The following is a 26,745-nucleotide window of genomic DNA, read 5'->3' as shown; positions in this document are numbered from 1 at the left end:
TGGGGGCAGCGTGTCACTGTTTCTCCGACGCGACGCCGCTCGGCCGGCGTCGCCGGGCTGGTGGAGGTACCTGACGGCGGTGGGCGTGGGCGCCACGGCCCTGGGGCTGGCCGCCATGTGGACCTCCGGGCCTCTGGCGACGGGCATCGGCGCGGCCAGTACGACGCTGTACACCTTGCTCGCGGAACGTCTTCAACCCCAGCGCACCGCCACGTCCGCCGGCGTGCTGCTGCGGACGCCGGCAGGGCGTCTGCCCAGGGTCGAGCAGCTGAGCCGTCCCGAACTGGCCGGCGTCCATCCGGCGGAGGAGCACGCCGGCCATCGCGGTGCACCGCCGTACGTGCGGCGCGACGCCGAGCCGCTGCTGCGTCAGGCCCTGCGGGGCGGCGGCTTCGTGCTCGTCGTGGGCGAGTCGACCGCCGGCAAGACCCGGCTCGCGTACGAGGTGGTCCGGTCGTCCTTTCCGCGGCACGTGTTCGTGCGCCCCCTGGACCGAGGCGGGCTCGCCGCGGCGGCGGAGGCGGTCCGGCGTGCCCGCCGCGCCGTGTTGTGGCTGGACGACCTCGAGAACTACCTGGGGGCCGACGGGGTGACCAGCGCCCTGCTGAACGGTCTCCTGGAGCGCAGACCGGGCCGCGTCGCCGTCCTGGCGACGATGCGGTCGCAGGAGTTCCGCCGCTACGACGCCCGCGAGGAGAGCCGGCTGACCGGATCGGACCGGGACGCCTGGCGGGTGCAGCGCGATGTCCTGGCCTCGGCCGTGCAGGTCCGCCTGGAACGCCGCTGGTCGACCGCGGAGCAGCAGCGCGCGGCGGCCCACCGAGGGGATCCCCGGATCGACCTCGCGCTGGACAGCTGCGACCGGTTCGGCCTCGCGGAGATCATGGCCGCCGGCCCCGAGCTGCTCGCGGCGTGGCGGAACGCCTGGGCGCCCGGCGCCAATCCCCGCGGCGCGGCCATCGTCGCCGCGGCGGTGGACTGCCGCCGCTCGGGGCTGCGCCGGCCGGCGAGCCGCGACTGGCTCCTGGAGCTGCACCTCCCCTACCTGGCCGAACGCGGCGGGCCCGACCTCCAGCCCGAGCCCTTCGACGAGGCGATGCTGTGGGCGTGCAGGGCCGCCTACGCCACGAGCGGGCTGCTGATGGGGAACTACAGCCAGGGGTACACCGCCTTCGACTACCTCCTGACCGCCCCGGACCTGCCTGCCGTACCGGACCACCTCTGGGACTCGCTGCTCGCCCGGGCGGAGCCGGCCGACGCGTACGACATGGGGCTCGTGGCCCATCAGGCGGGACGGCTGCCGCGAGCTGCCGCGGCTCTGGAGCGGGCCCGCGAGGGCGGGACGGCGGGCGCGGACTTCATGCTGGCGATCGTGGTGGGCGACCGGGGGCGGCCGCGGCAGGCCGCGACGGCGCTCCACGACATCGTCCTGCGCCGACGGTCCGACCTCGGCCCCGGGCACCCCGAGACGCTGGCCGCCGTGCACCAGTGGGCGTTCTTCGTGGGCGAGGCGGGCGAACCGGAGCGCGCCGCCGCCGCCTTCACCCGCCTGGTGGCCGACACCACCGCGGCCCTGGGAGCCGATCACCCCGACACGCTGGCGGCCCGGCACCAGCAGGCGTACTTCGCCGGCGAGGCGGGCGACACGACCACGGCCGTCCGCCGGCTGCAACGGCTCCTTGAGGACCGCGTCCGGCTCGAGGGCACCGATCACCCCCAGGTGCTGGCCGCACGGCGCAGCCTCATCTGGTTCTCCAGCCTCACGGGCGACCCTGCCGACGGCCTGCCGGACAGCGAACGACAGCTGCGCCTGCTCCTCGCGGATGCCGAACGCGTCCTGGGCGCCCAGGACGCGCACACCCTCGCCATACGCAGCACCCAGGCGGCCTTCGCCGCCCGCGCGGGCCGCACGGACGAGGCGATCGCCGAGTTCACCCGGCTCGTGGCCGAACGCAGCCGGCTCCTGGGCGAGGAACACCCCCACGTCATGCACAGCCGCGTCCAGCGCGCCCAGGCGCTACTGGCCGCCAACCACGAAGCCGAGGCGGCCGCGGAACTGTCCCGCATCCTCCACGACGCGCACACGGTCCTCGAACCCACCCACCGCCACGTCGCCCTCGCCCGCACCTTGCTGGCGCGCGCGAGGAGTTGAACCCGGTCCGCACCGACCGACGATGCCCCGGGGAGGGCGTCCTTCACCCCTCCCGCGCCGTCTGCCAAACATGTCCGCGCAGCCCCTGCTCCTCCAGCCAGGAACCGAGAGCGGCGACCTCGTCGGCTCCCATCAGTGCCGGATCGACGGTGGTCCGCAGCTGGTAGTCCGTGCCGGAGTCCAGCAACAGCTCCAGGCTCCTTCTGGCGGGCCCCGCGCTGTTGCGCACGCCCGTGATCGTGTCGTACGCGTCGGAGTCGGGCCGCGCCTTGATGTCGAAGCCCACCCAGTCGAGGAGCCCCTCGGCGAGCAGCGCCCCCAGGGGAGGGCCGTACCAGCCGACCCGGACGACGCTGCCCGAACTCCCCTTCGTGGCTGGTATCCATGGGGCCGTGGATACCTGGATGAACGACCGTTTGGGTGCCGCCGAGCGGGGCGAGAACCCCACCGTGCTGGCCCGCATGAGGACGGGCTGGGCCGTCATCGGCGACGTCCAGCACCTCCCCGGCTACTGCCTCCTGTTGTACGCGGGCCAGGCGGATCACCTGACCGATCTCCCCCGACCGGAGCGAGCCCGCTTCCTGTTCGACCTCTCCCTCCTCGGAGAAGCCGTCGAGGCAGCCTGCCGACGGCACGACTCGGACTTCCGCCGCCTCAACTACGAAGTGCTGGGCAACTCTTGGGAGCACCTCCACGGCCACGTCCACGCCCGCTACGACTGGGAGCCCCCGGCCCTCCGGCACGGCCCCGTCTGGCGCTACGGGAGCGAGCGAACAGACCCGGTCCACCGGCTGGACGCACGACATGACGAACTGCGCGCCGCGATCACCGGCGAGCTCACGAAGCTGTTGCCCGACGCGTACGAAACGAGCTGACCAGCGGCCCGCCGGGCCGACGTCCTCCCTCGGCGCGCAGGCCTCACCACCACAAGCTCGCGAGGCAGGTGTGTCCCGGCGGGCGCGGTCTCGTCCGCCCGGCGCACCGCGACGGGTCGGAGGCGGTGCCGGCCCCGCGTCACTCCCGGAAGATCTGCCATTCCGTTCCGGAAACCTCGTCCCGGGTCGCCAGATGGCCCAGGGGCAGGGCGGGCAGGCTGGCCAGCGACGGATCGCGTTCCAGCAAGTGGGACGCGTGGATCAGCCTCGGCCGTCCGACCCAGCGCGGTTCGGCGCCCGAGAACGCCTGCCAGTCCCCGTCCTCGTCGAGATGCACACGCATGACCGGCCGCCCGCGGAACACGCGCTTGGACACGAACACGTGATCGTCCGGGGCGAGACCCTGAGCCGGGCCACAGCCTTCGTGCAGGCAGCCGTCCACATCGCCTCCTAGCCGACGAGCCCCGGCCCATTGTGCCCCTCGCCCCACACGGCGGGCCACGTCCCCAGCGCTCGGGCCAGCCGGGCGCTCTGGTCGCGCGTGATGCCTCGGGCGAGTCGCGTGTCGCACCGCGGGCTGTGGGGGTCGTCGCAGTACAGGATGCCGGGGAACGGATCCTCGCCGCCCGAGAGCGGGGACGCACCGGCCAGCGTCCATTCGGGTGACTCCCACAGCGGGTGCTCCTCCAGAAGCGCCTCCGCCAGCCCGGGCGCCTCGTCGTCGCCGACGCCTGCCTGGAGCAGCGCGTCCGCGACCAGCCAGGCCGCCTCGGGCGGAAGGTCGGCGTCACCGAGTACGGGCAGGAGGAGCAGCAGGCGGGCGTGATGCGTATGGACGCCCGGGGCATCCAGGTCGGGGGTGGCGGCGATGTGCACGAGCTCCCGCCACGCGAGTCCCGGGCCGGCGTGGTGCCCGTCGACGCTCGCGAGGTGCCCGTGGCGCTCCCACTCCCCGTGGGTCACGAAGTAGTCGGTGCCCGTGTCATCGGCGAGGTTGCGGCCCACGACGACCACGGAGTGACCGGCGCCGAACGGTATCCGGAAGACCGGCCACCGCTCCCCGTCGGTCAGCGCCTCGATCGCCGCGTCCGTGTCCGCCTCGTCGGCGCCGAACCACCCCGGCCGCGGTTCCTCGTCCCCGGTCCGGCAGAGCCACAGCAGGTAGGCGGGCCAGAACCCGGGCAGCGACAGCAGGTCCTCCCGAGTCGTCAGAGGGGCGTCTTCGTATCCGTCGATCAGCACAGGCCCAGACTGACAGCCACCACTGACATCCTCGGCCTCCGCCAGGCGTCCACAGGCTGATCCTCTGCTCCGCAGCCACGACCTGCGGGACTGTCAGACCCCTGCGGCATCCTCGCCCGTATGAACGAAGACGCCTTCTGGCAGCTCATCGAAGACTGCAGACCAACGGAACCCGACCCGGACGCCGACCTCCTTGCGGACACCCTGACCGAGCGGCTCGCGCGGTCACCCTTGTCGCTGGTCATCGGCTTCGCCGAACAACTCTCATGGGCGCTCTACCAGCTGGACCGCACAGAGTACGGACACGACCTGAGCGCGGACGCGTTTCTCTACACACGTGCCGCGGTCGTCGCGGCCGGCCGCACCGAGTTCGACGAGGTCCTCAGAGACGCCGCGGCCTTCACGCCGTACGCCACCGACCTCGTCTGGGCCGAGAGCCTGCTCTCCGCACCGGACCGGGCGTACAGAAGCATCACCGGCGAGGAGTGGGACCGCCGCACGCGGTACTCCTACGAGTCGTACGCGAACACCGAAGGCTGGGCCGACTGAGCGGCCGGTCCCTTCGGGACGGGTCGGTGAAGGTCAGGGAGTCCCTCCACACTGGTGCGCCCTCGCCCTTTCCTCGGAGGGACGCGGGGTTCGGGCCGTCGGGGCGGCGTGGGAGCTCCGTACGAGGTCTCGCCAGTCGGCGGGCCAGTTGGCCAGCGCGAGGATGCCCATGACGAGGAGGTGGGTCGGTGCGGCCCAGCTCTCCACCGTCGGGTCGTGGTGGACGATGTGGGTGGTGACCGCGCCGGTGAGCACGAACATCAGCGTGGTGGCGCCCAGGAAGCGGGTCCGCTTGTCCGGGATCACGAGCAGGACGGCGGCTGCGCCCTCCAGCGCGCCGACCACGAAGCGCATCCAGGACGGGTATCCCCACTCCTCGAACTTCGTGGAGTAGGCCGAGCTGAAGATCGTGTCTCCCGGCCAGCACTTGGTCACGGCACCCAGCGCGAACTCGAGGGCCAGGAACCAGTACAGGACGGTCATGAGTCGCTTGGACATACGTGTTCCCCAGGGGTGGTCGGGCAGGATGAGGCCTCCGCGCGGCGCATGCGGTGCCGGCGGAGCGGAGACTTCGCGTGTTCGGGGTTCAGCCCCGCAGGGTGGCGATGACCTTCTCGATGCGCCGCCGGCGCGTCTCGGGCTTCTTCGCGCTCTCGACGGCGCGTACGTGCTCGCGCTTGCGGCTCTGGGTGAGGTCGTCGTACGCGGCGCGGGCGAGCGGATCGTCGTCCAGGGCTCGGGCGAAGTCCGGGGGCTCGGCGACGACGCGCGGCTCGGTGTCGAGCTCCAGCTCGACCTCGACCTCCTCGCCGATCTCGACGCCCGCGGCCCGGCGGTTGGCGATGCTGAGGCCGAGCAGGTGGCGGCCGCGCAGGATGGCGACCCGGCTCTTCCAGGAATGCCCGTTGACCGTGATCGTCACCGGCGGCCGCGCGCCGCCGCCGAGCGCCGCCACCACCTCGGGCGGGACCTCCAGGCCCCGCATGGGCTCGGGCGGCTCGACCTGGGACCTGAACTTCATGGTCTTCTCCTGTCGTTCTGACTGCTACACGGCGGATGCGGATGCGGATACGGATGCCGATGCGGACGGCCCGCCATCCGGGTCCGCCGCGTCGCGGCTACTCGGCGTAGGGCTGGTCGGGTCCCGAGTCGCTGTAGCCGAGGCTCCAGACGTAGCCTTCCGGGTCGGCGAAGGTGCCGCCGTACCCGCCCCACGGCAGAGCGCCGGCGGGCTTGAGGATCGTGGCACCGGCCTTGTGCGCCTCGGCCATGATCTCCTCGACCCGTGCCTCGCTGCGGACGACGTAGGTGAGCACCAGTCCGCTGAAGCCGCTGCCTTCGGGATCCGTGCCGACCTGGCCGGCGAGGCCCTCGCGGCTGTAGAAGCCGACCGGCGAGGCGCCGTCCGACTCGAAGAACACGGAGACGCCGTAGTCGTTCTCGATCTTCCAGCCGAGGCCCTCGGTGTAGAACTGCTTGGCGCGGTCCAGGTCCCGGACACCGAGGAGGATCGAGCTGACGTGTGCCTTCATGACGTGCTCCTTGCGCTGTGGATGTGATGGGTACGCGGCGGACGTCCGGGCCGCCGCGGCCCGGCCGTCCCGTCGGCGCGGGCGCGCCGGTCGGCCGGTGGTGGGTGGGGCGGCGCCGCCGGGTCAGGACGGCGTGGCCGCGAGGGAGGCGGCGGTCTCCCAGACGAATCCGTCGGGGTCGGTGAAGGAGGCGCCGGTGCCGCCCAGGACGATGCGGTGCGAGCCGCCGCCCTCGACCGGGACGCCGACCTCCTTGGCCAGGCCCCGGTGCTTGTACAGCGCCAGCTTCACCGGGCTGGACGCTGCGGCCGTGAACTCCGCGTACTTGCCGCCGAAGCTCTTCGCCACGCTCAGCCCCCGGCCGACGTAGAACTCCCGGGTCGCCTTCACGTCCTCGACACCCAGCAGCAGGACCATCTCGTCGATCTCCCGGGTGGCCACGCCGTCGTCCTTCTTCGCCGAGGTCGCCAGCTTCCAGATCGTGCCGTCCGGGGCCTGCACGACACCGCCGTAGCCCCACAGCGACTTCGCCGCGGGCTTCACGACCGTCGCACCGGCGGCCACCGCCGCCTCGACGAACGCGTCGACGGTGGAGGGCCCCGACACCGTCAGCGCCAGGGCGAAACCCCGGAAGCCGCTGGTCGGCGCCTGCGAGGCCCGCAGCTGCAGACGGCCGGCCACGCCGAAGGCCGTGTAGAAGCGGTGGGCGGCGTCCAGGTCGGCCACCTCGAGGGCGACGCAGAAGAGGGACACGAGGGACACTGAGGAAGGGGTGGTTGCCATGTCCCTCACGCTAGGGCCCGGCCCACCGCCCGCGCTTCTCGAATCCTGACCAGTCTGGAGACCGCCTTCGCCACGCACGCCGGCATCCCTTCCAGCACGATCGCCGCCCCCGCCGCCTGGCGCCGGAAGGCCCCGGGCGACATGCCGACCAGCTCGGTGAAACGAGTGGTGAACGTGCCCGGCGACGCGCAGCCGACCACGAAGCAGACCTCGGTGACACCGAGGTCGCCCCGCCGCAGCAGGGCCGCCGCCCGCTCGACGCGACGCGTCATCAGGTACGCGTACGGGGACTCGCCGTACGCGGCCCGGAACTGCCGGCTCAGATGCCCGGCGGGCATGTTCGCATCGCGGGCGAGCGCTTCCACGTCGAGCGGTCGCGCGTACTCCCTGTCGATCCGGTCGCGGACGCGGCGCAACCGCGCGAGATCGACCAGGCGCTGTGCCTGGACGCGCGCACGCCGCCATTCCGGCTTGCACATGAGAGCTTTCCCCTCTCTGTCATTCGTCTTCCGGTTGCATCGGCATGCGCGTCATCGGCTGCCCGCGGCGCCCGGGAGCGCCCGCCCCGCAGGCATCCCCGGGTGGACGCTCCGTGCCGCTGCGGCACGGAGCTCCGGCGGACTGAAGTCAGACGGGCCGGGCTCGGTTCAGCTCAGTTCCTGGATGCGGACCAGGTTGCCCGCGGGGTCGCGGAACGCGCAGTCGCGGACGCCGTACGGCTGCTCCGTGGGCTCCTGGACGACCTCGGTGTCGCCGGCCTGGACCTTCTCGAACACGGCGTCGAGGTCAGGCGTGGCCAGCAGGATCCAGCCGTAGGTGCCCTTGGCCATCATCTCGGTGATGGTGCGGCGTTCGTCCTCGGTGATGCCGGGATCGGCGGCGGGCGGCGCCAGGAGGATCGACGTTCCGGGCTGACCGGCCGGGCCGACCGTGATCCACCGCATCTTGCCCTGCCCGACATCGCTGCGGACCTCGAAGCCGAGGACGTCGCGGTAGAAGGCGAGCGACGCGTCCGGGTCGTCGTGCGGGAGGGCGGTCGTGTGAATGGTGATGTCCATGTCGAGCAGGCTAGACGCGCCCCGAGGTGGCCCGCTTCTCGATTCCTGACCGATCTCTCGGCGAGCGGCTGCGTCCCTTCCCGCCGGCCGGACCGACCGCCGACGACCAGAACCCCGCTCCCGACGCGCCCGCCACCAGCCGATCCGTCGCCGCGGGGGCGTCAGGTCGCGACGCGCAGCCCGGCCAGGAGCCGGTCGAGCGCCTGCTCCGCGGCCTGCGGGTCCCCGCCCCGCGCGATCCAGAGCGCGCCCTCGTTCATCGCTCCGGAGAGCAGGCGGGCCAGGGGCTCCACCGGCTGATCGGCGATGATTCCGGCCGAGGCGAGCGCCGCCAGCGCTTCGGCGAGGTGCCGGGCCGAGGACTCCTCGTCCAGGGCCCGCCATTCGTCCCAGCCCAGGACGGTCGGTGCGTCGACCAGCAGGATCCGCCGGACCGCGGGGTCGGTTCCCGCGGCCAGGAAGGCCCGGGAGCCGGCCCGTAGTTGCTCCCAGAGGTCGTCGTACCGCTCGGCCGTGGCCGCGACCCGCTCCCCCAGTTCCTGCTGGACCTCGGCGACGACGGCCCGGAAGAGTCCCGCCTTGCTGTCGAAGTGGTGGTAGGCAGCCCCCTTGGTGACCCCCGCGGCGCGCGCCACCTCGGCCAGCACCACGTGGTGGTACCCGTCGGCGGCGAACCGGCGCCGCCCCTCGGTCAGCAGCGCCCGCCGCGTGGCCGCCCGCTGCTCCGCCCTGTTCACCGCCATCGCGAACACCGCCCTTTCCTTTTCACATACCGGGGGTATGCTAGCGCCATGATTTGCATACCCGGGGTATGCGAAATGGATCCGGAGGGCCTCCGTCATGGCGAACGCACGCGCGACCACCCCCACGGCCGAGCTCGGTGGCTTCTACCCGGTGCTCGCCACCCGCGACGTCGCCGCCTCGCGCGAGTTCTACACGCGCCATCTCGGGTTCGAGGTGACCTTCGAGGCGGACTGGTACGTCAGCCTGCGCCGCCCCGACGCCCCGCACTACGAACTGGCCCTCCTCGACCACACCCACCCGACCGTCCCCGAGGACCACCGGGTCGCGCTCCGTGGCGGCTTGCTGCTGAACTTCGAGGTGGACGACGTGGACGCCGAACACCACCGGCTCGTGACGGAGGCCGGCCTGCCCGAGGCGCTGTCGCTGCGCACGGAGACCTTCGGCCAGCGGCACTTCATCGTCGCCGCCCCCGACGGCGTGCTGATCGACGTCATCACCGTCGTGCCGCCGAGCGAGGAGTTCGCCGCCCTGTACACCGAGGCCTGATTCCCCGTGTCGGACCGACCCACGGACCGGCGCACGGGCTCTCCGGACGGGCAGAGCAGGGGGCGCCGGGATTGGGTGGGTATGGTCGAGATGCCGTGCGCGAGGTGAGAGACTCGGCGGCATGATTATCGAACGCGCATACGCACACACGGGCCCGCGCAACGACGACGAGTGGCCCTGGTCCGTTCCTTGCGTGCGCGATCTCCTCGCTCACGGGGTGCGCTTCACCGCTCCGGTGACGTTCCTCGTCGGGGAGAACGGCTCGGGCAAGTCGACTCTGGTCGAGGCCCTCGCCGAAGGCTTCGGCCTGGACTCCTGGGGTGGTTCGCACAACTGGCGCTACGCGAGTCACCGCCCCAAGTCGCCGCTGGGCGAGAGGGTCCGCTTCGACGCGGCGCCGCGTGGGCGGGCCATGCTGGGCAGCTGGGCGACCCGGAAGGGGTTCTTCCTGCGCGCCGAGACGGCGCTGGACGCCCTGGACCGGGAAGGGTTCACGCCGGACGAGGTCAGCCACGGGGAGGGCTTCCTCGCCGCCTTCCGCGGCACGTTCCACCAGGCCGGGCTGTACGTGCTGGACGAGCCCGAGGCCGCGCTCTCGTTCACGTCCTGCCTGGAGCTGCTCGGGCACATCGACCGGCTGGTGAAGAGCGGCGGGCAGGTGGTCTGCGCGACCCACTCACCGCTGCTGACCGCACTGCCCGGCGCGGACATCATCGAGGTCGGAGAGCACGGGCTGCGCCGGACCACGTGGGACCGGCTGGCCCTGGTCGACCACTGGCGCCGCTACCTCGCCGACCCGCGGTCCTACCTCCGGCACGTCCTCGACTGAGGACGCCCGTCAGGCCGGGCCCGCCGGTCGTGCGCATCGGTGCCGCCGTCGCACCCGACGCTGTGGGCCGGCAAAGGTGAGGCCGGAGCCGAGGGTGAGCAAACGGACGCGTACCGTGCGCGTCACGGGTTCCGGTGGCGGTCCCCAGGGCGCGAACATGATCAGCACCTTAAGCCTGCCTGATGGGCGGCATGAGGACGGTCCTGGAGGCGTTTTCGGCCCCTAGGCTCACGGTCGGTCAGGTCGATCACTGGCCCGCTCCGGCACCGGCCGCTCCCCGGCCCCGGAGATCTCACCGATCAGAAGGGGTTGATTCGCCATGGCCGCACATCGGCGCAAACAACGCTCCGCGGGCCTCCAGGGCCTCGTCCGCGCCTCCGCCGTCACCTTCACGGTCGCCGCCGCTGCCGTCGCCACGGCCTGTGGCGGACCGCGGAGCGACGCCTCGCAGAGCCTGTCCGTGGCCTCGGCCCCGGACGCGCCCACCGACCAGGGCATCAGCGACATGGAGCCCATGGAGGCGCCGACCGCGACCGCCTCCCCCGTCGCCACGGCATCGGCCGCTCCGCCGTCCCGCCCGAGCTCCGGCCCTTCCGCGCCGGTGGCCAAGCACACGGCGGCGGCCAAGGCCGTGCCGCGCCCGGCCACGACGACGGCCGCCGCGAAGCCGGGCAAGCGCGCCGAGCCGGCGATGCGGGCCAAGCCGGTCGCGCAGAAGAGCGCTTCCGCCGCCGGTTCCTCGGGTTTCAGGACCGGCTACCCGACCGGGGGCGACGCCCGAGCGGCGGTCAAGGCCGCTGTCGCCGCGGCCAGGGCCGACGGCAAGAAGGTGCTGATCGACTTCGGCGCCAACTGGTGCGGCAACTGCAAGGCCGCCGACGAGGTCTTCGCCACGAAGGACGTCGGCGCGCTGCTCGACGCCTCGTACCACGTGGTCAAGGTGGACATCGGCGGCGACGACTCCGCCGCCTTCAGCCTTCTGAGCAGCTACTGCTCCGGCGAAGGCGCGTACAAGATGCCCGTCCTCGTCGTCCTCGACGGCAAGGGCAGGCTCCTGACCGAGACGTACTCGACCGGCAACCCCGACCTGACCGACGCCGGCCTCGGCGTGTTCCTGAAGAAGTGGGCCTGATGACCACCCGGCACCCTGCTCCGCGTCTCCCCCGCGCCCTGCGCACACGCCTCGCCCGCGCCGCAGCCGCGCTGCTCGCGGCCACGGCGCTGACCGCCTGCGGACAGCAGGCCGAGTCGCAGCCCCCGGGCGCGGCGACGGAGTTCCACGAGAACGGCGTGACCGTTCGGCTGAGCGTGGCCGGCTGGACGTCCTCCACGGGCACCCTGGTCGCCACGTTCACCCCCGACGACGCCGGGTTCCACCTCTACAGCACCGCGCTCCCCGCCCAGGGCATCGAAGGCGTCGGGCGGCCCACCGCGGTCCGCCCCGCCGGCTCGCTCGCCACCGCCGGTGCGATGACGGTGGACAAGCCCGTCAAGACCATCAAGGTGCCCGGCGTTCGCAGCGCCGTGCCCGTCTACCCCGACGGCCCCGTCACGGTCACCCTGCCGATCCGGGCGACCGCCCCGGGCGAGGCGAAGGTCCTCATCGGCTATGCGAGCTGCAGCTCGACCGAGGGCTGCACGATCCCCGTGGCCGACCGCGCCGTCGTCCTGCGCACGGCCGAGGACGGCCTGTCGTTCGGCGCCTCCTGACGGACCGTCCGCGCCCTCGGGCCCTGCGGTGGTCAGGACCACGACGCGGCCACCAGCGTTCTCTCCGCGGCCGACAGATGGACCGCCGCGGCGAGCCAGGCGCGGGCGTACGCGTCGGCCGAAGGGTCGGTCAGGCGGCCGAAGGGGTCTCGGGGGCGGCGGCCCGCCTCCGTGGTGAGGGCCTGTGCGAGGTGTGCCGCGCCGCCGAGGCCCGCCCGGGTGAGGCGGGTGACCAGTGAGGAGGTGTCCGTACCGCGGCCCGCCTCCGCCACGGCACGGCGGCCGCCCGCGACGCCCGTCTCCAACAAGCGCCGCACCCTCCACAGGGGCGCGTCCGCCAAGGGGTCGGGGCCGATGGCGAGCGGGTCGGCAGGCGCCTCCCCGATCGGCTCGCGAGGGAAGTGTTCGCCCTGCAGCCGGTCATAGCCCAGGTCCGCGTGGCCCTTCCACTCGTCCGGCAGCCGCAGGGTCGCCGTCGCCTCCGGCACCGGTCCGACGGCCAACGGCCGCAACGTGGCCGCCCGGTCCAGGTCGGGACGTCCCAACACGCGGAGCACGAGGCCGGGGTGCTCGGCGATCCGGCGCAGGTTGGCCGCGTGCGGCAGCTCCGGATGGGGGTGAGCGGGGCGGAGCCGCAGCAGCGGTCCGTCGGCGGCGACCCGGACGAGGACGAAGTCGCCCACCGCACCGATCACCTCCACGTCGCAGCCCAGCAGACGCGTCGCCGTCCTTCCCCGCTCGGCGGACTGTGTGGCGTCGTCGGCCAGCGCGGCGGCCATCGCCTCCCGCACCGGGCGCGCGAAGAGGGCGGCGGCGGGGTCCTCGGACCAGTCCGCCCCGCGCAGCGGCGTCGCGCTGACTCCGCGTCCCGCCCCGAGGCGCCCGTCCGCCGATACGGTCGCGCCGACGATCCGCAGCCCCCCGCGCGCCAGCCCGGCATGGTCGAGTACGGCACCCCCGAGCGCCACGGACGCCGAGCCCGCGCCCTTCACCCGGGCCAGGCCGCCCGGACGGACGTCGGAGACCGTGTACGCCTCGCCGTCCGAACCGACCAGGTGCGTCGTCACGCCGCCGTACCCGGTCGCGGACAGCACCGGCTCCCGGCACAGGCCGTACACCCGCAGGCTGCCGCCCTGTTCGTACGCCCGCCGCGCGGAACCCGCCGCGCCGGCGTCGGCCGACCCCGAGGAGAGCAGCGCGGCGGCGGCCAGCAGCTCACGGAACCCGTCCGCGAGGTCGCCGAGGCGCTGTCCCCCGCTCCGTTCCCGGGCGGCCCTCAGGCCCCGGACGACGCGCAGCGCGGCGGCCTCGGCCCGCGGCAGCGCCGCCAGCCGCGCGGTGTGCGCGGCGCGGAGCAGCTCGGCCTGCACCACCGCGCCGCCCGCGGTGACGCCGGCCGACAGTGCTTCGGCGGCGGCGGTCCACAGCGCCGTGGCGGCGCGGACCTGTGCCGGGGTGAGAGTGGCGGAGGCGGTCTCGGCGAGGGGCGAACCCGGCGAGGGCAGCCCAGGCGCCGGGGCCTCCGCCGTGGAGTCCGTGCCCGGGCCGTCGTCCGCGAGCGGGTCGGCCCCGTCGGTGTTCGACGGCTCGCCCTCCGCCGCGTCCTCCTGGCCCTCGGCCAACGGGGCCGCGCCCAGGACGGCTGCCCGGTGCAGGCAGCGCGGGGACAGCAGGCAGGAGCACACGGCCTGTTCGGCTCCGGTCACCACGCCCGACGGGCCCGGGCGCAGGGTGACCTTGGTGTCCTCGCCGAAGTGCACCTCGACCGTTCCGCCGGTCGCGGTGGTGGACTGGCCGCCGCAGCTCGCGATCGCCGCGTCGAGCTTCTTGCGCAGGCGGGCGCTGAGCTGCTCGACGGCGTCGGCGAGGACGTCGGGGGCGACGGGTGGCAGGAGTTCGGTGCTCAACGGGGTTCTCCACGGAGGCGGTCGCCCACCCAGCGGGCGAGGGTCAGCGGGCTGAGGGCGGCCACCGGCATTCCGGCCGCGACGAGTTGGCGCGCCACCGCCACCGAGTAGCGCGGCGTGCCGGTGTCGTCGAGTGCCGCGCAGCCGAGCAGGTGGGCGCCGGAGGACGCCAGGGCACGTACCTCGCCCAGCAGTCCTCCGATCGGCGCGCCCTCCTCGAAGTCGCTCACCACGACGACGAGCGTGCGGCTCGGCACGGTGATCAGCGAGCGGGCGTGCGCGAGGCCGGCCGCGATGTGCGTACCGCCGCCGACCCGGACCTCGAGGAGCAGCGACAGCGGGTCCTCGACCCGGTCCGTCAGGTCGATGACCTTCGTGGAGAAGGCCAGGAAGTGCGTGGACAAGGTCGGCACCCCGCCCAGCACGGCGGCCGTCAGCGCCGACCAGATCACCGAGGCCTCCATCGAGCCGGAGACGTCCACGACGAGGATCAGGCGCCAGTCGGCCTCCTTGCTCGCCCGCGTGCTGAACACCGGGCGCTCCGGTACGACGACCAGCCGGCCGTCCTCCGCGCGCCGCGTGTGGGCGAGGTTGGCCCGCAGGGTACGGGGGAGGTCGAGGCGGCCTCCCGGACGCCGGGTGGGGCGCGGGGTGGCCAGTCCGGAGAGCGCCGGGCGCAGGCGGGTGGCCAGCTCCCGCGCGAGTTCGTCGACGAGCCGCTTCACCAGGGGACGCAGCCGGGCGAGCTGGGCCTCGGGCATGCCGCCGGCCAACGACAGCACCGAACCGAGCAGCTCCACCGACGGGCGTACCGCGGCCGGATCGAGCTGCGCGAGCACGTCCGTGCGTCCGGCGTCGGCGGCCTCGGCGAGGACCTCCTCGCGTACGTCCGAGCCGAACAGGGCCTCCAGCTCCTCCGCCCACTCCCGGGCCGTCGGGAAGGACGCCTCCTGTCCCCCTCCCCCGCCTGCGGCGCCGCCGTCCAGGTCCTGCGCGCCCTCGCCGCGTCCCCGGCCGTAGAGCTCGTCCAGGGCGTGGGCGTATCGGCGCGCGTCGCCGGTGAGCCGTTCCTTGTGGCGGCCGAGCAGGAGCCGCCAGCGGTCGGCACGGCCCAGCCGCCGGTCCGCGTCGGCTGCTCCGGAGCCTGCGCCTGCGGATCCGATTCCTGTGCCGGTGCCGGTGTCTGTGCCGGTGCCGGTGTCTGCGGCGTCCTCGTCCGGTGACCTGGTGCCCGGGCCTTCACCAGCGGGCGCCGCGGCGGGTGCGGGACGCTCGGCCGACTCCGGGAGCGCCGCAGGACCTGCACCGTCGGGAGTGCCCGTCCCCGACAGGCCCAGGGCCTTCAGCGCGGCCGATCCGGCCGCGTCGGCCGCCGCCCACAGGGCGAGCAGTTCGGCGGGGGCGTCGAGCGACAGGTCGAGCCGGTCGCCGAGCCGTTCCGTCACGGTGGTGAGCAGCCGGTCGCGCGCTGCCGGTGTCAGGGTGTCGAACCCGCCCCGCAGGGCCGGGAGCCGGTCGAGGAACTCCTGGTCGGCCAGCGCGTCGACCCGGTCCATGAGCGGGCCCAGCGCGTCCGGTGAGGCCTGGAGCAGGGGTCCGGCGGCCGTGAGCAGCCCGGAGAGGCGCTTCGTCAGCGCCCGGCGCGAGTCGGGGGCCGTGGCCCCGTCGATCCAACCGGCGGTGCGCTCGCCCAGCCCGGCCGCGTCGTCCAGGTCGAGGAGCACGCGCACGGCGAGGGCGGCGCCCTGGATGAGCGGAGCGCCGTCGGCGGCCAGCCCGGCGAGGGCCCGGTCCAGCCGGAGGCCCAGGTGGCGTGCGGCCGTCCGGTCCGCCAGCGCCACCAGCGCCCCGGCGTCGGCGGCGCTGTCGCTCCCGGCGAGGCCGGGCAGGGAGCGGACGGCTGCCTCCAGCAGTTCCTCCGTCAGCGCGCCCGCCGTCGCACGGGCCTCCGGCTCCGTGCCGGGAAAGTGGCCGCGCCGCAACCCCTCCAGCAGGTCCAGGGCCTGGAGGAGTTCGGGCAGGTCCGCGCTGTCGGGCAGCACCGTGGACGCCTCGTGCAGACGCACCTCGACCAGTTCGGGCAGGTCGCAACGCGCCGCCGCGGCCAGGCCGGTGAGGATCTGCTCCGGAGTGGGGCCGCCCTCGGCGGCCTCGCGGCGCGCGGTCGCGGCGAGCGTGCCCGCGGCGGCCTGGGCCGCCGTCACCCCGCGTACTCCCGCCAGGTCGAGCCGGGCGGGCACGGACGGCGTCCACGCCACGCGCCACTTGGTGCCGAGCGCCGTGCCGTCACCCGTGCTCGCGACGGCGAGGGGTTCGCCGTACGACGCGCCGATCACCCGCAGGCGCTGGAGCAGCACCTCGCGGCGCGCGTCCAGAGGCGACCGGAGCGGGTCCAGGCGCAGGTCGCGGCGGTCGGGATCGTCGGGGCGGGGCAGCCGGACGTCCGCGAGCTCGGCCTCGACGGAGGGTCCGAGCCCGGACCGGGGCGCGTGCGGGCTGATCCGGCCGCGCGCCGTGCCGACGAGCACCGCTTCCAGCGCGCGGGCCAAGGCGCGGCCCCGGCCGAGGGGTTCGCCCTGGCCGAGGACGGTCGTGACGGCCTCCAGCAGCTCGCCCCGTCCGGGTGCGGGCAGTCCGCGCAGGGTGGCCAGGTCGCAGGCCAGGCGCAGTGCCTCGGCGGCCTCGCCGGTGCCCGCGGTGTGTCCGGCGCGCCGCAGCTCCCGGCACAGGCCGGTCAGCGCGTCGGCGGCCGCCGCCCGGAGGCGGTCCGGATCGCCGGCCGCGGTGAGCACGGCCTGCTGCCACAGCGGGTCGCGGATTCCGGCGGGGTAACCGGAGCGGGAGTCGAGCAGGTCGAAGGAGTACGGGACGAGTGAGGTCACCGGCGAGGCCCCGCCCTCGGCCGAACCCTTGCGCCGCGCCTTCCCGCCGTCTCCGGTCGTGGCGGCTGCGTCGCAGTCCCCGGGAAGGCCCGCCGCCGTGCCGCCGGACCCGCCCGGCGTGTTCGTGGGCGACGCGCCCTCCGCCTCCGGCCCCGCTCCCTGCGTGCGGTCGCCCGCGTCGCCCTCCGCCTCCGCGGACGGGAGGAGCGCCGGGGCGTGGAAGGCGCCGATCACGGCCGCCACCCGGCGCCCGCCGGCCGACGCGGAGGCGATCACCCGGCGCATCCGCTCCTCCCGCGCCAGGTCGGTGGCGGGCACGGCCGCGTCGGCGCGCAGGGCCCAGCCCACGCCCAGCGCGGCCCGGCGCACCGCGTCCGGGGTGCACCCGGGGGCCAGCACCTCGACCGCGCGGTCCCACAGGTCGTCACCGTCGCGGCCGGTTCCCGCGGCGACGAGCGCCTGGGCGTAGGAACCCCGCGCGCGGTCGCCAGGACCGGTGGCGGGTGCGGCCGTGGTCTGGGCGCGCGGGGACGTCTCCGGCGTGACCGTGGGCTCGCCGCGCGCGGCCGTCCCCGGCGTCCCCGCGGACTCGGCGCCGCCTGCGCCCGCGGCCGTGTCCCGCTTCCTCGCGGTCCCCGCCGAGCCGTCCGCCTCCGTCGGGGCGCCGGCCTGCGCGGGGACGTCACCGTCCGGGCGCACGGCTCCGTCGCCGTCGCCGTCCTCGACCGGCCGGCTCCCCGGCCCGCCGGCCCCCGCGGACCAGCCGGGATCACCGAGGGGGAGGTCGCAGCACAGCACCTCCACACCTCGGCGCCTGGCCCAGCGGACCGCGGCGAGTTCCGGCGAGAAGTCCGCGAAGGGATAGAACGACAGCGCGCCGCCCTCTCCCGCGCCGGCCAGCGCGACCGGGGCCACGGTCTCGGGGTCCGCCAGGTGCTCCAGCCAGGGCTCGAAGTCCGCCGGCAGCTCGACGCAGACCACCTCGGCCCCCGCCTCCTCCAGCAGGGCGGGGACGACCGCGGCGAGGGCGGGACTGTGGTGGCGTACTCCCAGGAGGTACGGCGTGCGGGACGCGGCCAGCGCGTCCACTGCCGCCCGGGGATCGACGAAGGTCACCGCAGGCTCCCGCGCAGGTCCCAGAGGCGGCGCCACATCGCCGAGCCGTTCTCGGCGCGGCGGCGCACCGGGCCGTCCCAGTAGCCCAGCAGCCGCGCGTGGTCGGCCGGGTCGTCCTTGCGGACCACCCCCAGCAGGTGGCCCGGCAGCAGGTCCAGCACGTCTCCGCCGGGCAGGTAGGCCGCCGCGACTCCCAACGAAGCCGCCACCTGTACGGCCTCGGCGGTGGACATGACCGTGCCCGGGCGCTCCACGTCCCAGCCCTCGGTGGAGCGGCCGGAGCGCAGGTCGCGGAAGACGGTGACGAGGGCGTCGAGGACGGCGTCGTCGACGGCGAAGGCCGCGCCCGCCCGCTGGACGGCGGCGACGGCCTGGCGGCGGATCAGGACCGCCTCCGCGTCGGCGTCGGCGATCGGGTCCACGGTCTCGAAGTTGAAGCGGCGCTTGAGCGCGGCCGACATCTCGGAGACGCCCCGGTCCCGCAGGTTGGCGGTCGCGATGACGGTGAAGCCGGGCGCGGCGCGGACGACCGCGTCCTCGGTGGCGGTGAGTTCGGGCACGGTGATCCGGCGGTCGGACAGGAGGGAGACGAGGGCGTCCTGGACCTCGGGCAGGCAGCGGGTGATCTCCTCGACCCGCACCACCCGGCCGGCCCGCATGGCGGCGAGGACCGGAGAGTCCACCAGCGCCTGCGGGGTGGGGCCCTGGGCGAGCAGGAGGGCGTAGTTCCAGCCGTAGCGGAAGGCGTCCTCGGTGGTGCCGGCCGTGCCCTGCACGGTGAGGGCGCTGCTCCCGCTGACGGCGGCGGCGAGCAGCTCCGAGAGCATCGACTTGGCCGTTCCGGGCTCGCCGGTGAGCAGCAGTCCCCGCTCTCCCGCGAGGGTGACCACACAGCGCTCGACGAGGGCGCGTTCGCCGACGAACTTGGGGGCGATCGTCAGCTTCGACGGCAGGTCCGGGTGGCGCTCGGGCAGGGACAGTTCCGCGCCGTCGCTGCCGCAGACGAACGTGACGACCGCGCGCGGGGTGAGCGCCCAGCCGGGAGGTCGCGGGCCGCGGTCCTGGGCGGCGAGGAAGGCGAGCTCGGTGGCGTGGCGTTCCTCGGCCGGCTGCCCCTGCCGGACGGGGGCTGTCTGATCGGTGACGGTCATTCGGGATCCTTCTTCAACGGTCGAAACGCTTACGTGGTGCGGGCGGGCGGGCAGACGTGCGGACGCGAGAGGTCGCGCGGGTGCTCGCAGGGTGGGGGCCGGTTCGGGACCGGTCGGGGCCGGCGTGGCGCGCCCGGGGCGGGTGCGCCACGCCGTGCCGACCAGGGGCCGCCGGTCGGCGGCGGGGCCTCAGCGGCGCCTCCTCGTCCGCCGGACCTTCAGCTCCTCGAACCGGGGGACGTCGCCGTCGAGGATCCGCTGCCAGGCGCGGGCGAACAGCTCCGCGGCCGGTTCGGTCGGCACGAGGGAGCCCAGGACCGGCCGGGTGCCGGCGGTGACCCCGTACATCGGGAGCTTCCACTGCTCCACCGGGAGGACGGGCGCGGTCTGCTCCGTCCAGGCGCCCGGCAGGAACAGCGAGCGTCCGGCCCGGGCCCGTACCGCCGTCATCACCAGGTCGGTGTCGGCCAGTTCGGCTCGCGCCGCCTTGAGGCGGGCGGGCTTCCAGCCGGTCCACCGCGCGGTGTTGCGGTCGGTCGGGTCGGGCAGGGCCAGCAGCATCAGGTACAGCGTCGCCGCGTCGGCGCTCAGCGAGCGGGTCCCGGCGACCTCGGCCACCAGCGCGGGCACCGAACGCGAGGGGTCCTGCGGCCACCACAGGCCCTCGCCGTCCGGCTCGCCCGCCGCGGGTGCGCCCGGGTCGGCCAGCAGCCGCGCGAACGCGGGGTCGTGGGCGCGCCGCAGGGCCGTCTCGACGTCCGTCGGCCGCTGGTCGTCGCCGCGCAGCGCCACGAGGTACGGGTCGGAGCCGGTGGAGTCCAGCAGGGCGGGCCGTACGGCGGGCTGCGGCTGGCCGTCCTGGGTGGCCATGAGCACCGCCCCGTACCGCTCGTGGTCCGGTGCCGTCTCCGTCGGGGCGCCCGCCACCTTCCGGAAGTCCGCGAGGCTCGTGTAGTGGCCCACGGGGAGGAGGAGTCCGGGTGCCGCGAGCCGCTGCCGCACGGCGGTCAGGGCGCTGGGCAGCGCCGCCCGGACCGGGTCGCCGGCGGGGAGCCGGTGGGCCAGCCAGGCGGTCAGGTCCATCGCACCGGTCAGCACCTCCGCGTCGAACGGCGCCTTGGCCGGGGTCACGGTGGCCGCGTGGTCGCCTTCGATGTGCCACGGCACGTCGGCGCCGAGTTCCGGGGAGCCGTCCGGGTCGAGCAGTGCGGGGAGCGCCCGGTGCGCGGGCCAGCCGCCGCGGGTGGTGCGGGCGGCCTCCGCCGCCAGCCAGTCGGGCACCTGCCGGCGCCGTCCCACCTTCGCGTTCCACACGGCGGCCGCCGAGGCCGCGTCGGGGCCTTCGGTCCACAGCCGGGCCGGGTCCTCGGGCAGGAGCGCGGCGAGCACCGCGCGGCGCACCTCGACCCTGAGCGCGCGCAGCTCGTCGCGCGCGCCCGCGGCCTCGGCGACCTTCAGACCGAGCGTCTTGCGCAGCCCGGCCGGCAGGAAGTTCCTCTCCCAGTTGGCCACGCCGGGCATGCCCGCGAGAACGATCCGGGCGAGCGCCCCGGACACGCCCGTGAGGCGGCTGAACTCCTCGGCGGCCTCCGGCAGGAACGGCGCCTCGGCACGCGAGCGCGCCTCCCGGAGGAAGTCGGCGAGCCACGTGGCGCCGCGGACCCGGTCGCCCACCGGGGCGGCACCTCGCACGGTGTAGGGGCCGGGCACCTCGAAGCGTCCGCTCGGGTCGTGGAGCAGCGCGCCGAACTCGCGTCCGTCGGTGACGCTCTCGGTGTGCTCGGTGATGCCGAGCGCGGCGCCGCCGCCCAGGGGCAGCACGCTGCGGTGGGAGACGTTGCGTCCCTGCCCGTCCGGGGTGTGCAGGTGGGGCGGCGTCAGGTGCACGAGGACCTTGCGCCAGTGGCCGGTCGACGTCGCCGTCGAGGCGATCCCCAGGGCGTCGACCAGGTCGAGGACGCCGAGGAGGGCGGCCCGGTGCTCGGGGTCGCTCCCGGGTGCGACGGCCCGGTAGGCGATCGCGGCGGGCTCGTCCAGGAGGGAGACGAAGGGCAGTCCGGTGTAGGGCAGCGACGGCACGTCGAAGTGCAGCCGCCCCGGCGGCGCCTGGGCGGCGGTGTCGGCCCGTACGGTCGCCAGCGCCTCCAGGTAGCGGTGGGTCACGTCCTCGTCCGAGCCGTAGCGGGAGTAGCCGGAGCCGACGATGCCCTGGAGGGCCCTGCCGATCAGCTGGTCGCTGGGTCCCTGGACTCGTGTCTCGACGGCCCCGGTCGTCGGGTCGAGGCGGGCGGCCACGTCGTCCAGGGCCTTCTGCTGCCGGACCGCGAAGCGCAGCACCTTCACCACGCCGGCGATCAGCTCGGGGGCCGAGAGCCGCGGCAGTGCGGCGCTGACGAGCCCGGGCAGGTCGGCCGCCCGTTCCGCCCGCATGGCCGCCTTCAGCAGGACGCCGGCGGTCTCCGCGTCGACGCCGCGCAGTGCCGCCGATCCCTCCGGGTCACGCGCGCGCAGCAGGTACAGGTACGCCAGCGGCGGCAGGGCCTTCCCCGCGGTCCCGTACAGCTCGTCGCGGTGGTCGAAGCGGGCCGTGGTGGTGACCACGCCCTCCGGGTCGCTGAGCGACAGTTCGCGCCACTGCTGGGTCAGCGCACGGGGCCGGTCGTCGCCGGGGAACGTCAGCAGGCCGACCGGCCTGTCGGCGCTCTTCGGAACGGTGACGGACCGTCCGGTGGCGTCCTCGCCGTGGTGGCTGCCGTCCGGCAGCCGCACGACGCGCCAGCCGAGGAGTCCGCCCTCGGACGGTCCCTGGGCCGAGCCCTCCACCGCCGGGGCGGGGCGCAGCCAGGACGAGGCGGCGGCCAGCTCGGCGCCGGGGGCGTGCCCCAGCAGTGCGTCGGCGAGGAAGCCGGGCTGTGAACGGCGTCCGTGGGCGCCGCCCACCGGGTCGTACTCGAGCCAGCCGCCCTTGTCCTCGCCGTCGCCGTTCTCCCACACCCAGTACGAGGTGCCGTCGGAGATCAGCGAGCGCTCCGCCGGCAGCTTCGTGTCGCCGGCGTGGAGGACGCCGCCGCCGGTGGTGCGGCCGCCGCCGGGCAGCGGCAGGCTGGGGTGCTGCGAGCGCATGGCCCACTGGTCGGCGCCGACGAGGTCGAAGACCGTGTCGGGCGCGGTGTGCCAGTAGCCCTGCGGTCCGCGCTGTCCGTACGTGCTCCAGAACACCAGCAGCGCACCGTCCACGTAGTGGAAGCCCGTCCGCCACACGTTGGCGGAGGGCACGCCGCGGAGGTCGTGCACGAGGACGGTGGATTCGGCGTCGATGACGCGGACCTGGGTCGCGTTGGCCACGATCAGGTACGGCCAGGCCTCGGCGACGGTCAGGCCCTCGGTGCTGTTCCGTCCGGGGGCCAGCTCGGTGAGCGCCTCCTCCCAGGCGGGCCAGCCGAGCTCCTCCCACAGGCCGCCGCGCAGGGTGCGGGCCACGGTCTCCCCGAGGTCGGCGGCGGCCGCGGCCGCGACCTCCTGCGGGGCGAGCGCGAGTGCCTCGGAGGGCAGCCAGGAGAGCCGCTCGATGGCGTTCGGCAGTCCGGGCAGTCCGGCCGCCACGGAGGCCCGGGCGACGTCCCGCATCCACTCGGCGAGCATCGGACGCCCACCGGTCGAGGCGGCGAGCCGGCGCATCACGTCGGTGCCGGTGGACGGGCTGTTGTAGCCGTCCGCCGCGCGCCGGAAGGCGGGGCGGAAGCGGGGGTCGGCGGCGAGCGCGGCCAGGTCCCGCCGCTCCTCGCCGCGTGCCCAGTCCGACAGGTTCAGGGCCTGGCCCCGCCGGTTGCGGGCCTCCTGGTCCTCGGGGTCGGCGATGGCGATGTCCAGCGAGAGCAGGAGGTCCAGCAGGTCCACGTCCTCGACGCCGATCCGCAGGAACCGCTCGCCCTCGGGCCGGGCGGCCAGGTCGGCACGGAGCCGGCCGGCCGCCCGCCGCACCAGTTCGAGGAGCGCGGGGGGCGTGGGGCGCGGCCCCCAGCCGCGGTGCCGGCTGGTGTGGAAGCGCTCCAGCCAGCCCGCGGCGCCGTCGGAGCACTGCTCCTCCGGCGGCAGGTCCGCGTCGACGAGTCCGGCGTCGGCGCCGGAGTCCGCGAGGATGCCGAGCCACAGCTCGGTCATCTCCCCGCTGTCCCCGGGCGGGGTCATCGTCAGCAGCGTGCCGCGCACGGACGGGACGCGCCGGGCCAGGGCGACGAGCGCGCCGCGGTGCGACTTCCACCAGCCGGCCGCGGCCCGCAGCGTCGCCGGGAGCGGCAGGATCTCGGCGAGGTAGTCCTGCTCGGCCTCGTTCCCCGGCAGGGCGGCGGCCCGGGCCAGCCTCTTCAGCTCCGTCGCGGCCTGGGCCGAGGGCGCGAGCCCGCCCGCCGTCCGGCGCACGCACAGCCGCCGGAACCGCTCGTACGCCTCGACGGGCGCGAGCCGTGCCGACAGTTCCTTGCCGTAGCCGGTGAGCACCTTGACCGGCAGGGCGCCGGCCAGGGCGAACTCCAGGAACACGGCGTCGAGCCGGTCCTCGTCGACGGTCAGCCCGTGCTGCGCCTCGCTCGTGCGGGCACGGCCGAAGAGCTGACCGGCGTACGTGGGGTTCTCGACACCGAGGAAGACCCGCGCGGCCTGCTCGTAGAAGACGGGGAGGAAGTGCGGGACGGCCGAGGCGAGCCGGCCGGCCAGCTCGTGGCAGGCGTCCAGGGCTGCCTTGGGCTTGGTCCTGGCCTGCCGCGCGAGCCGGTCCAGCTCCGGCACGACGGCGAGGGCGTGGTGTCCGTCCTCCGGGTGGTGCACCAGCACCCACTCGGGGAAGCCGAGCTCCTGGCGCCGGCCGAGACCGACCACCGTCGGCTCGCCCTCCGGTTCGAAGCCGAGGAAGCCGGCGGCGAGGTCCTCGGCGGGGCCGAGTTCGGCCGCGGCCAGCCGTACGACGACGCGGTCCTCCGCGAACACCGCGTGGCGGTAGGCGCGTGCGGTCAGCTCGACCGCCGAGGGGCCCGCGTCCTTCGCGTCGGCCGGGAGCACCGCTCCCGCCGCGAGCAGCTCCTTGTTGTCGTCGATGTCCGTGCCGGTCACGCGTTCCCACCCTCTTCGATCGTGCGGCCGGCGTACAGCGCCGCGGCCATGCGCATCCCCTCGGACCAGGCCACCGGTCCGACCTCGCTCAGCCGCACCGCGCGGCCGTCCTCGTCGTGCCAGCTCAGTCCGCCGGTCTCCGACTCCCCGTCCCAGTACGGCTCGCCGATCCACACCGACGCCTCCGTGCTGCGGCCCCCGTCGCGCACCTTGCAGGTGGCGTAGCCGCCGGACACCCGGTAGCCGAGGTTCGTGGCGCGGGCGGCGAGGCCGAACCGGGAGGCGAACTTCCCGCCCGCGTAGTCCCGTACCTCGGTGGCGGTCTCGGGCTGCCCGGCGCCGGGCCCGTCCGGCCGCTCCCAGGTGGCCCGGTGGATCTGCTCCACGTTCTGGGTGATGCCGAGGTCGGCGGCGAAGTCCCGTACGTCGTCCAGGTCCGGGAGGAGGACGGGGTGGGGCAGCGTCACCGTGCGGGGTGCCAGCCGGACGGTCTCGCCGTCGAGGTCGACCACCTTGAGCTCCCCGTCGGCGGTGACGTCCCGCAGGAAGCCGACCTCGTCGGGGTCGTCGCCGACGACGGCCATGTCCCGCAGGGCCGCCTGCCACGCCTCGTCCCGCCACACCCGCGCGATCAGCTCGGTCGGCACCGGGAGCGAGGACACCATCCACGCGTCCACCTGCGCCACGCACGAGGCGGCGTGCCGGTCCAGCCACTCGGCGAGCCGCCGCAGCCGGTCCACCTCGGCACTGTCGCGCAACGCCTTCGGCAGTGCCTTCAACTGCTTCCCCCCGACGCGCCGTGCGACCACACGCCCGTCCTCGAGGGTGATCTCGTACCCCTCACCCGCTGCCAGCCACGCCATCAGCCGTGCCCCTCCGCCTGTCCGTCAGATGTCTCGGCGCAGCCCGAAAAAGGGGGTTCGAAACCCCTGAGCTGCGGCATGTGGAGGAGACTAACGAGGGGCACTGACAACGGGTGTTCGAGGCTGGGTCGGGCGCTGCCGGCGCGTGCCGGGTCGAGCCCGGCCGGGGCGCGTCGGGGCGCGTCGGGGCCCGTCCGGGCCGGGCAGGCACGTGGCTGGGCGGCCGCTCCGCGGTCGGCCATGCGAGGGGCCGCGGCGTTCGTGAGGGCGGGCTTCATCGCCCCGGTCGTCCCGCACCACGCGCCCACGGCCCGGGCGCTGGGTGACGTGCTGGTGCGGTCCCATCAGCCCGGGCACGTCCACAGCTTCCTGCCCAACCCGGTGGACCTCGCGAAGGACCGCGTGCCCGATGCCCGTATCTGGCAGCCTTGCGGGGCACCGCACCATCTGGGAGGGGACCCCGCTGTGACCGAACTGCTGCCCGGCTCCGCCGCCGACGCCACCGCCGATGACGCCGACGACGCCGCGTACGACGCAGCCGACCGAGAAGCCGTCGAGCAGGAGCGGGAGAGGCTGCGGGAGTTCGTCAAAGGGCTGAGCGCGGACGAGATCAAGTCGGGCGGCTGGTTCACGAAGCTCTGCGCGCAGGCGCTGCGGTCGTACACGGGGAAGGCCACCTGGGAGTACTTCCAGGAGAAGTACAAGGGCGTGCCCGCGGACGGCGTCGTCGGGCAGCAGATCAAGCTGGCGGCGAAGAGCGCCATGATCGAGGGCGGGATCACCTCCAGCCTCTACACCGGGACGATCGCCGCGACGATCGGGTCGCTGGGCGGCGCGAGCCCCGCCGCGGTGCCGGCCGGGGTGGTCACGTTCATGGTGGATCTGACGTTCATCACGCAGTTGCAGCTGCGCCTGGCTCACGACATCGCGGTGATCTACCGGATTCCCCTGGACGTGGACGATCCGGAGGACATGATGAAGCTCGTCCGGGTGGCCTTCGGGATCAAGGCCGGGGAGACCGCCCGCGGCAGCCTGAAGTTCGTACCCGCCCTGGTCCGGCAGGTCATCAAGAAGATCTACTCCGGTCCGGTCCTGGCCGCCGCGAAGAGCCTTCCGATCATCGGGAAGCACCTCCTGCAGCGCAACATCATCAAGTTCGGCATCCCCGGCGTCGGGATCCCCCTCACCATCCTCGTGAACCGCTACACGACCGTGGCCGCCGGGCGTCACGCCCAGTCCGTGTTCCGGGGCGAGGCGGAAGTGATCGAACTCGCCGACACCCTGGTCCGCCGCACCCGGCATCCGCGGCTGATGCTGTGGGTCGCCTGGCTCGTCATCAACGCCGACGGCAAGATCGCCGACACCGAGAGCCTGCTGTTCCGGCAGCTGACGCGGCTCGCGCGGGAGCGGCATCAGGTGGACGACGAGCGGCTCGCCCACGTGGTCACCATCGACCCGGCCGACGTGTGGGAGCGCATCGACGCCGAGTCCGGGGATCTCTCCGACGTCGTCGACGCCGCCGAACGGGTCGCCACGGTCGACGGGGATCTCAACGCGCAGGAGAAAGCTCTCATCGCCGAGCTGCGGTACCGCTGCGAGCGCCGCTGACCCCGGGGCCGGGCGGACCGGGCCGAGCCGGCCGAGCCGGGCAGGGCGGGCAGGGCGGGGCGGGGCCGGCCGATCCGGGCGTGGCCATCCGA

General features: G+C 74.6%; 23 protein-coding genes. 8 read left to right on the top strand and 15 right to left on the bottom strand.

The window, feature by feature from the left end; all coding sequences use genetic code 11:
- Window positions 1–85 precede the first annotated feature (85 nt).
- On the top strand, window positions 86–2,152 hold the full coding sequence (locus ABD981_RS11830) for a hypothetical protein (RefSeq protein WP_131723830.1): 2,067 nt from the start codon (window positions 86–88) through the stop codon (window positions 2,150–2,152).
- A 43-nt stretch (window positions 2,153–2,195) separates the two neighbouring features.
- On the opposite strand, the gene ABD981_RS11825 is transcribed toward ABD981_RS11830, so the two are convergent.
- A complete protein-coding gene (locus ABD981_RS11825; RefSeq protein ID WP_123954217.1) occupies window positions 2,196–2,438 on the bottom strand; it encodes a hypothetical protein in 243 nt (80 codons plus the stop codon).
- Window positions 2,439–2,556: 118 nt separating this feature from the next.
- Between ABD981_RS11825 and ABD981_RS11820 the strand changes: the two genes are divergently transcribed.
- Complete coding sequence (locus tag ABD981_RS11820; RefSeq protein ID WP_046906155.1) at window positions 2,557–3,027, top strand: HIT family protein; 471 nt, start codon at window positions 2,557–2,559, stop codon at window positions 3,025–3,027.
- Between the two features lie 139 nt (window positions 3,028–3,166).
- On the opposite strand, the gene ABD981_RS11815 is transcribed toward ABD981_RS11820, so the two are convergent.
- Window positions 3,167–3,469 carry a hypothetical protein gene (locus tag ABD981_RS11815; protein ID WP_046906156.1) on the bottom strand — a complete coding sequence of 101 codons (303 nt, stop codon included), beginning with the start codon at window positions 3,467–3,469 and terminating at the stop codon, window positions 3,167–3,169.
- A gap of 8 nt (window positions 3,470–3,477) precedes the next feature.
- Window positions 3,478–4,269 (bottom strand): hypothetical protein, encoded by a 792-nt coding sequence (locus ABD981_RS11810; protein WP_046906157.1) that lies wholly within the window; start codon window positions 4,267–4,269, stop codon window positions 3,478–3,480.
- A gap of 120 nt (window positions 4,270–4,389) precedes the next feature.
- Here ABD981_RS11810 and ABD981_RS11805 point away from each other — a divergent pair, with 120 nt between their 5' ends.
- Window positions 4,390–4,818, top strand: a complete 429-nt coding sequence (locus ABD981_RS11805; RefSeq protein ID WP_123954218.1) for a DUF4240 domain-containing protein — start codon at window positions 4,390–4,392, stop codon at window positions 4,816–4,818.
- A gap of 33 nt (window positions 4,819–4,851) precedes the next feature.
- Here ABD981_RS11805 and ABD981_RS11800 read toward each other — a convergent pair whose 3' ends face one another.
- From ABD981_RS11800 to ABD981_RS11770, 7 genes are all read right to left on the bottom strand, one after another.
- Entirely contained in the window at window positions 4,852–5,316 is a 465-nt protein-coding gene (locus ABD981_RS11800; RefSeq protein WP_205628111.1) for a DoxX family protein, read from the bottom strand.
- An 88-nt stretch (window positions 5,317–5,404) separates the two neighbouring features.
- Complete coding sequence (locus ABD981_RS11795; RefSeq protein ID WP_046906158.1) at window positions 5,405–5,839, bottom strand: YdeI/OmpD-associated family protein; 435 nt, start codon at window positions 5,837–5,839, stop codon at window positions 5,405–5,407.
- A 97-nt stretch (window positions 5,840–5,936) separates the two neighbouring features.
- Complete coding sequence (locus ABD981_RS11790) at window positions 5,937–6,350, bottom strand: VOC family protein (protein WP_046906159.1); 414 nt, start codon at window positions 6,348–6,350, stop codon at window positions 5,937–5,939.
- 123 nt (window positions 6,351–6,473) lie between these two features.
- Complete coding sequence (locus tag ABD981_RS11785) at window positions 6,474–7,133, bottom strand: VOC family protein (protein WP_123954234.1); 660 nt, start codon at window positions 7,131–7,133, stop codon at window positions 6,474–6,476.
- Window positions 7,134–7,138: 5 nt separating this feature from the next.
- Window positions 7,139–7,612 carry a helix-turn-helix transcriptional regulator gene (locus ABD981_RS11780; protein ID WP_046906161.1) on the bottom strand — a complete coding sequence of 158 codons (474 nt, stop codon included), beginning with the start codon at window positions 7,610–7,612 and terminating at the stop codon, window positions 7,139–7,141.
- Window positions 7,613–7,780: 168 nt separating this feature from the next.
- Window positions 7,781–8,191, bottom strand: coding sequence for a VOC family protein (locus ABD981_RS11775; protein WP_046906162.1), 411 nt, complete (start codon window positions 8,189–8,191; stop codon window positions 7,781–7,783).
- A 161-nt stretch (window positions 8,192–8,352) separates the two neighbouring features.
- Complete coding sequence (locus ABD981_RS11770) at window positions 8,353–8,934, bottom strand: TetR/AcrR family transcriptional regulator (protein ID WP_046906261.1); 582 nt, start codon at window positions 8,932–8,934, stop codon at window positions 8,353–8,355.
- Window positions 8,935–9,031: 97 nt separating this feature from the next.
- Between ABD981_RS11770 and ABD981_RS11765 the strand changes: the two genes are divergently transcribed.
- The 4 genes from ABD981_RS11765 to ABD981_RS11750 all read left to right on the top strand — a co-directional run bounded on the left by ABD981_RS11765 (window position 9,032) and on the right by ABD981_RS11750 (window position 12,020).
- Window positions 9,032–9,481, top strand: a complete 450-nt coding sequence (locus ABD981_RS11765; protein ID WP_046906163.1) for a VOC family protein — start codon at window positions 9,032–9,034, stop codon at window positions 9,479–9,481.
- 121 nt (window positions 9,482–9,602) lie between these two features.
- Window positions 9,603–10,310, top strand: coding sequence for an AAA family ATPase (locus ABD981_RS11760; protein ID WP_046906164.1), 708 nt, complete (start codon window positions 9,603–9,605; stop codon window positions 10,308–10,310).
- Between the two features lie 319 nt (window positions 10,311–10,629).
- Window positions 10,630–11,442, top strand: coding sequence for a thioredoxin family protein (locus ABD981_RS11755; RefSeq protein WP_123954219.1), 813 nt, complete (start codon window positions 10,630–10,632; stop codon window positions 11,440–11,442).
- Window positions 11,442–12,020 carry a protein-disulfide reductase DsbD domain-containing protein gene (locus ABD981_RS11750; protein ID WP_131723831.1) on the top strand — a complete coding sequence of 193 codons (579 nt, stop codon included), beginning with the start codon at window positions 11,442–11,444 and terminating at the stop codon, window positions 12,018–12,020. The genes ABD981_RS11755 and ABD981_RS11750 overlap by 1 nt, the downstream gene beginning before the upstream one ends.
- 32 nt (window positions 12,021–12,052) lie before the next feature.
- Here the strand turns inward: ABD981_RS11750 and ABD981_RS11745 are convergent, their stop codons facing one another.
- The 5 genes from ABD981_RS11745 to ABD981_RS11725 all read right to left on the bottom strand — a co-directional run bounded on the left by ABD981_RS11745 (window position 12,053) and on the right by ABD981_RS11725 (window position 25,045).
- Window positions 12,053–13,927: an SWIM zinc finger family protein gene (locus ABD981_RS11745; protein WP_046906166.1), complete on the bottom strand. Its 1,875-nt coding sequence runs from the start codon at window positions 13,925–13,927 to the stop codon at window positions 12,053–12,055.
- Window positions 13,924–17,925, bottom strand: a complete 4,002-nt coding sequence (locus ABD981_RS11740; protein WP_046906167.1) for a vWA domain-containing protein — start codon at window positions 17,923–17,925, stop codon at window positions 13,924–13,926. The genes ABD981_RS11745 and ABD981_RS11740 overlap by 4 nt, the downstream gene beginning before the upstream one ends.
- Window positions 17,922–19,076 carry an ATP-binding protein gene (locus tag ABD981_RS11735; RefSeq protein ID WP_046906168.1) on the bottom strand — a complete coding sequence of 385 codons (1,155 nt, stop codon included), beginning with the start codon at window positions 19,074–19,076 and terminating at the stop codon, window positions 17,922–17,924. The genes ABD981_RS11740 and ABD981_RS11735 overlap by 4 nt, the downstream gene beginning before the upstream one ends.
- Before the next feature lie 189 nt (window positions 19,077–19,265).
- Window positions 19,266–24,182, bottom strand: coding sequence for a hypothetical protein (locus tag ABD981_RS11730; RefSeq protein ID WP_046906169.1), 4,917 nt, complete (start codon window positions 24,180–24,182; stop codon window positions 19,266–19,268).
- Complete coding sequence (locus ABD981_RS11725) at window positions 24,179–25,045, bottom strand: DUF4132 domain-containing protein (RefSeq protein WP_046906170.1); 867 nt, start codon at window positions 25,043–25,045, stop codon at window positions 24,179–24,181. The genes ABD981_RS11730 and ABD981_RS11725 overlap by 4 nt, the downstream gene beginning before the upstream one ends.
- 261 nt (window positions 25,046–25,306) lie before the next feature.
- Here ABD981_RS11725 and ABD981_RS11720 point away from each other — a divergent pair, with 261 nt between their 5' ends.
- On the top strand, window positions 25,307–26,653 hold the full coding sequence (locus ABD981_RS11720; protein ID WP_240495112.1) for a hypothetical protein: 1,347 nt from the start codon (window positions 25,307–25,309) through the stop codon (window positions 26,651–26,653).
- The last annotated feature ends 92 nt before the right edge of the window (window positions 26,654–26,745 follow it).

Source organism: Streptomyces showdoensis, from assembly GCF_039535475.1.
GTDB classification, from domain to species: domain Bacteria; phylum Actinomycetota; class Actinomycetes; order Streptomycetales; family Streptomycetaceae; genus Streptomyces; species Streptomyces showdoensis.
The sequence above is the reverse complement of the archived record's forward strand: the minus strand, read 5'-3'. Positions and strand labels throughout refer to the sequence as shown.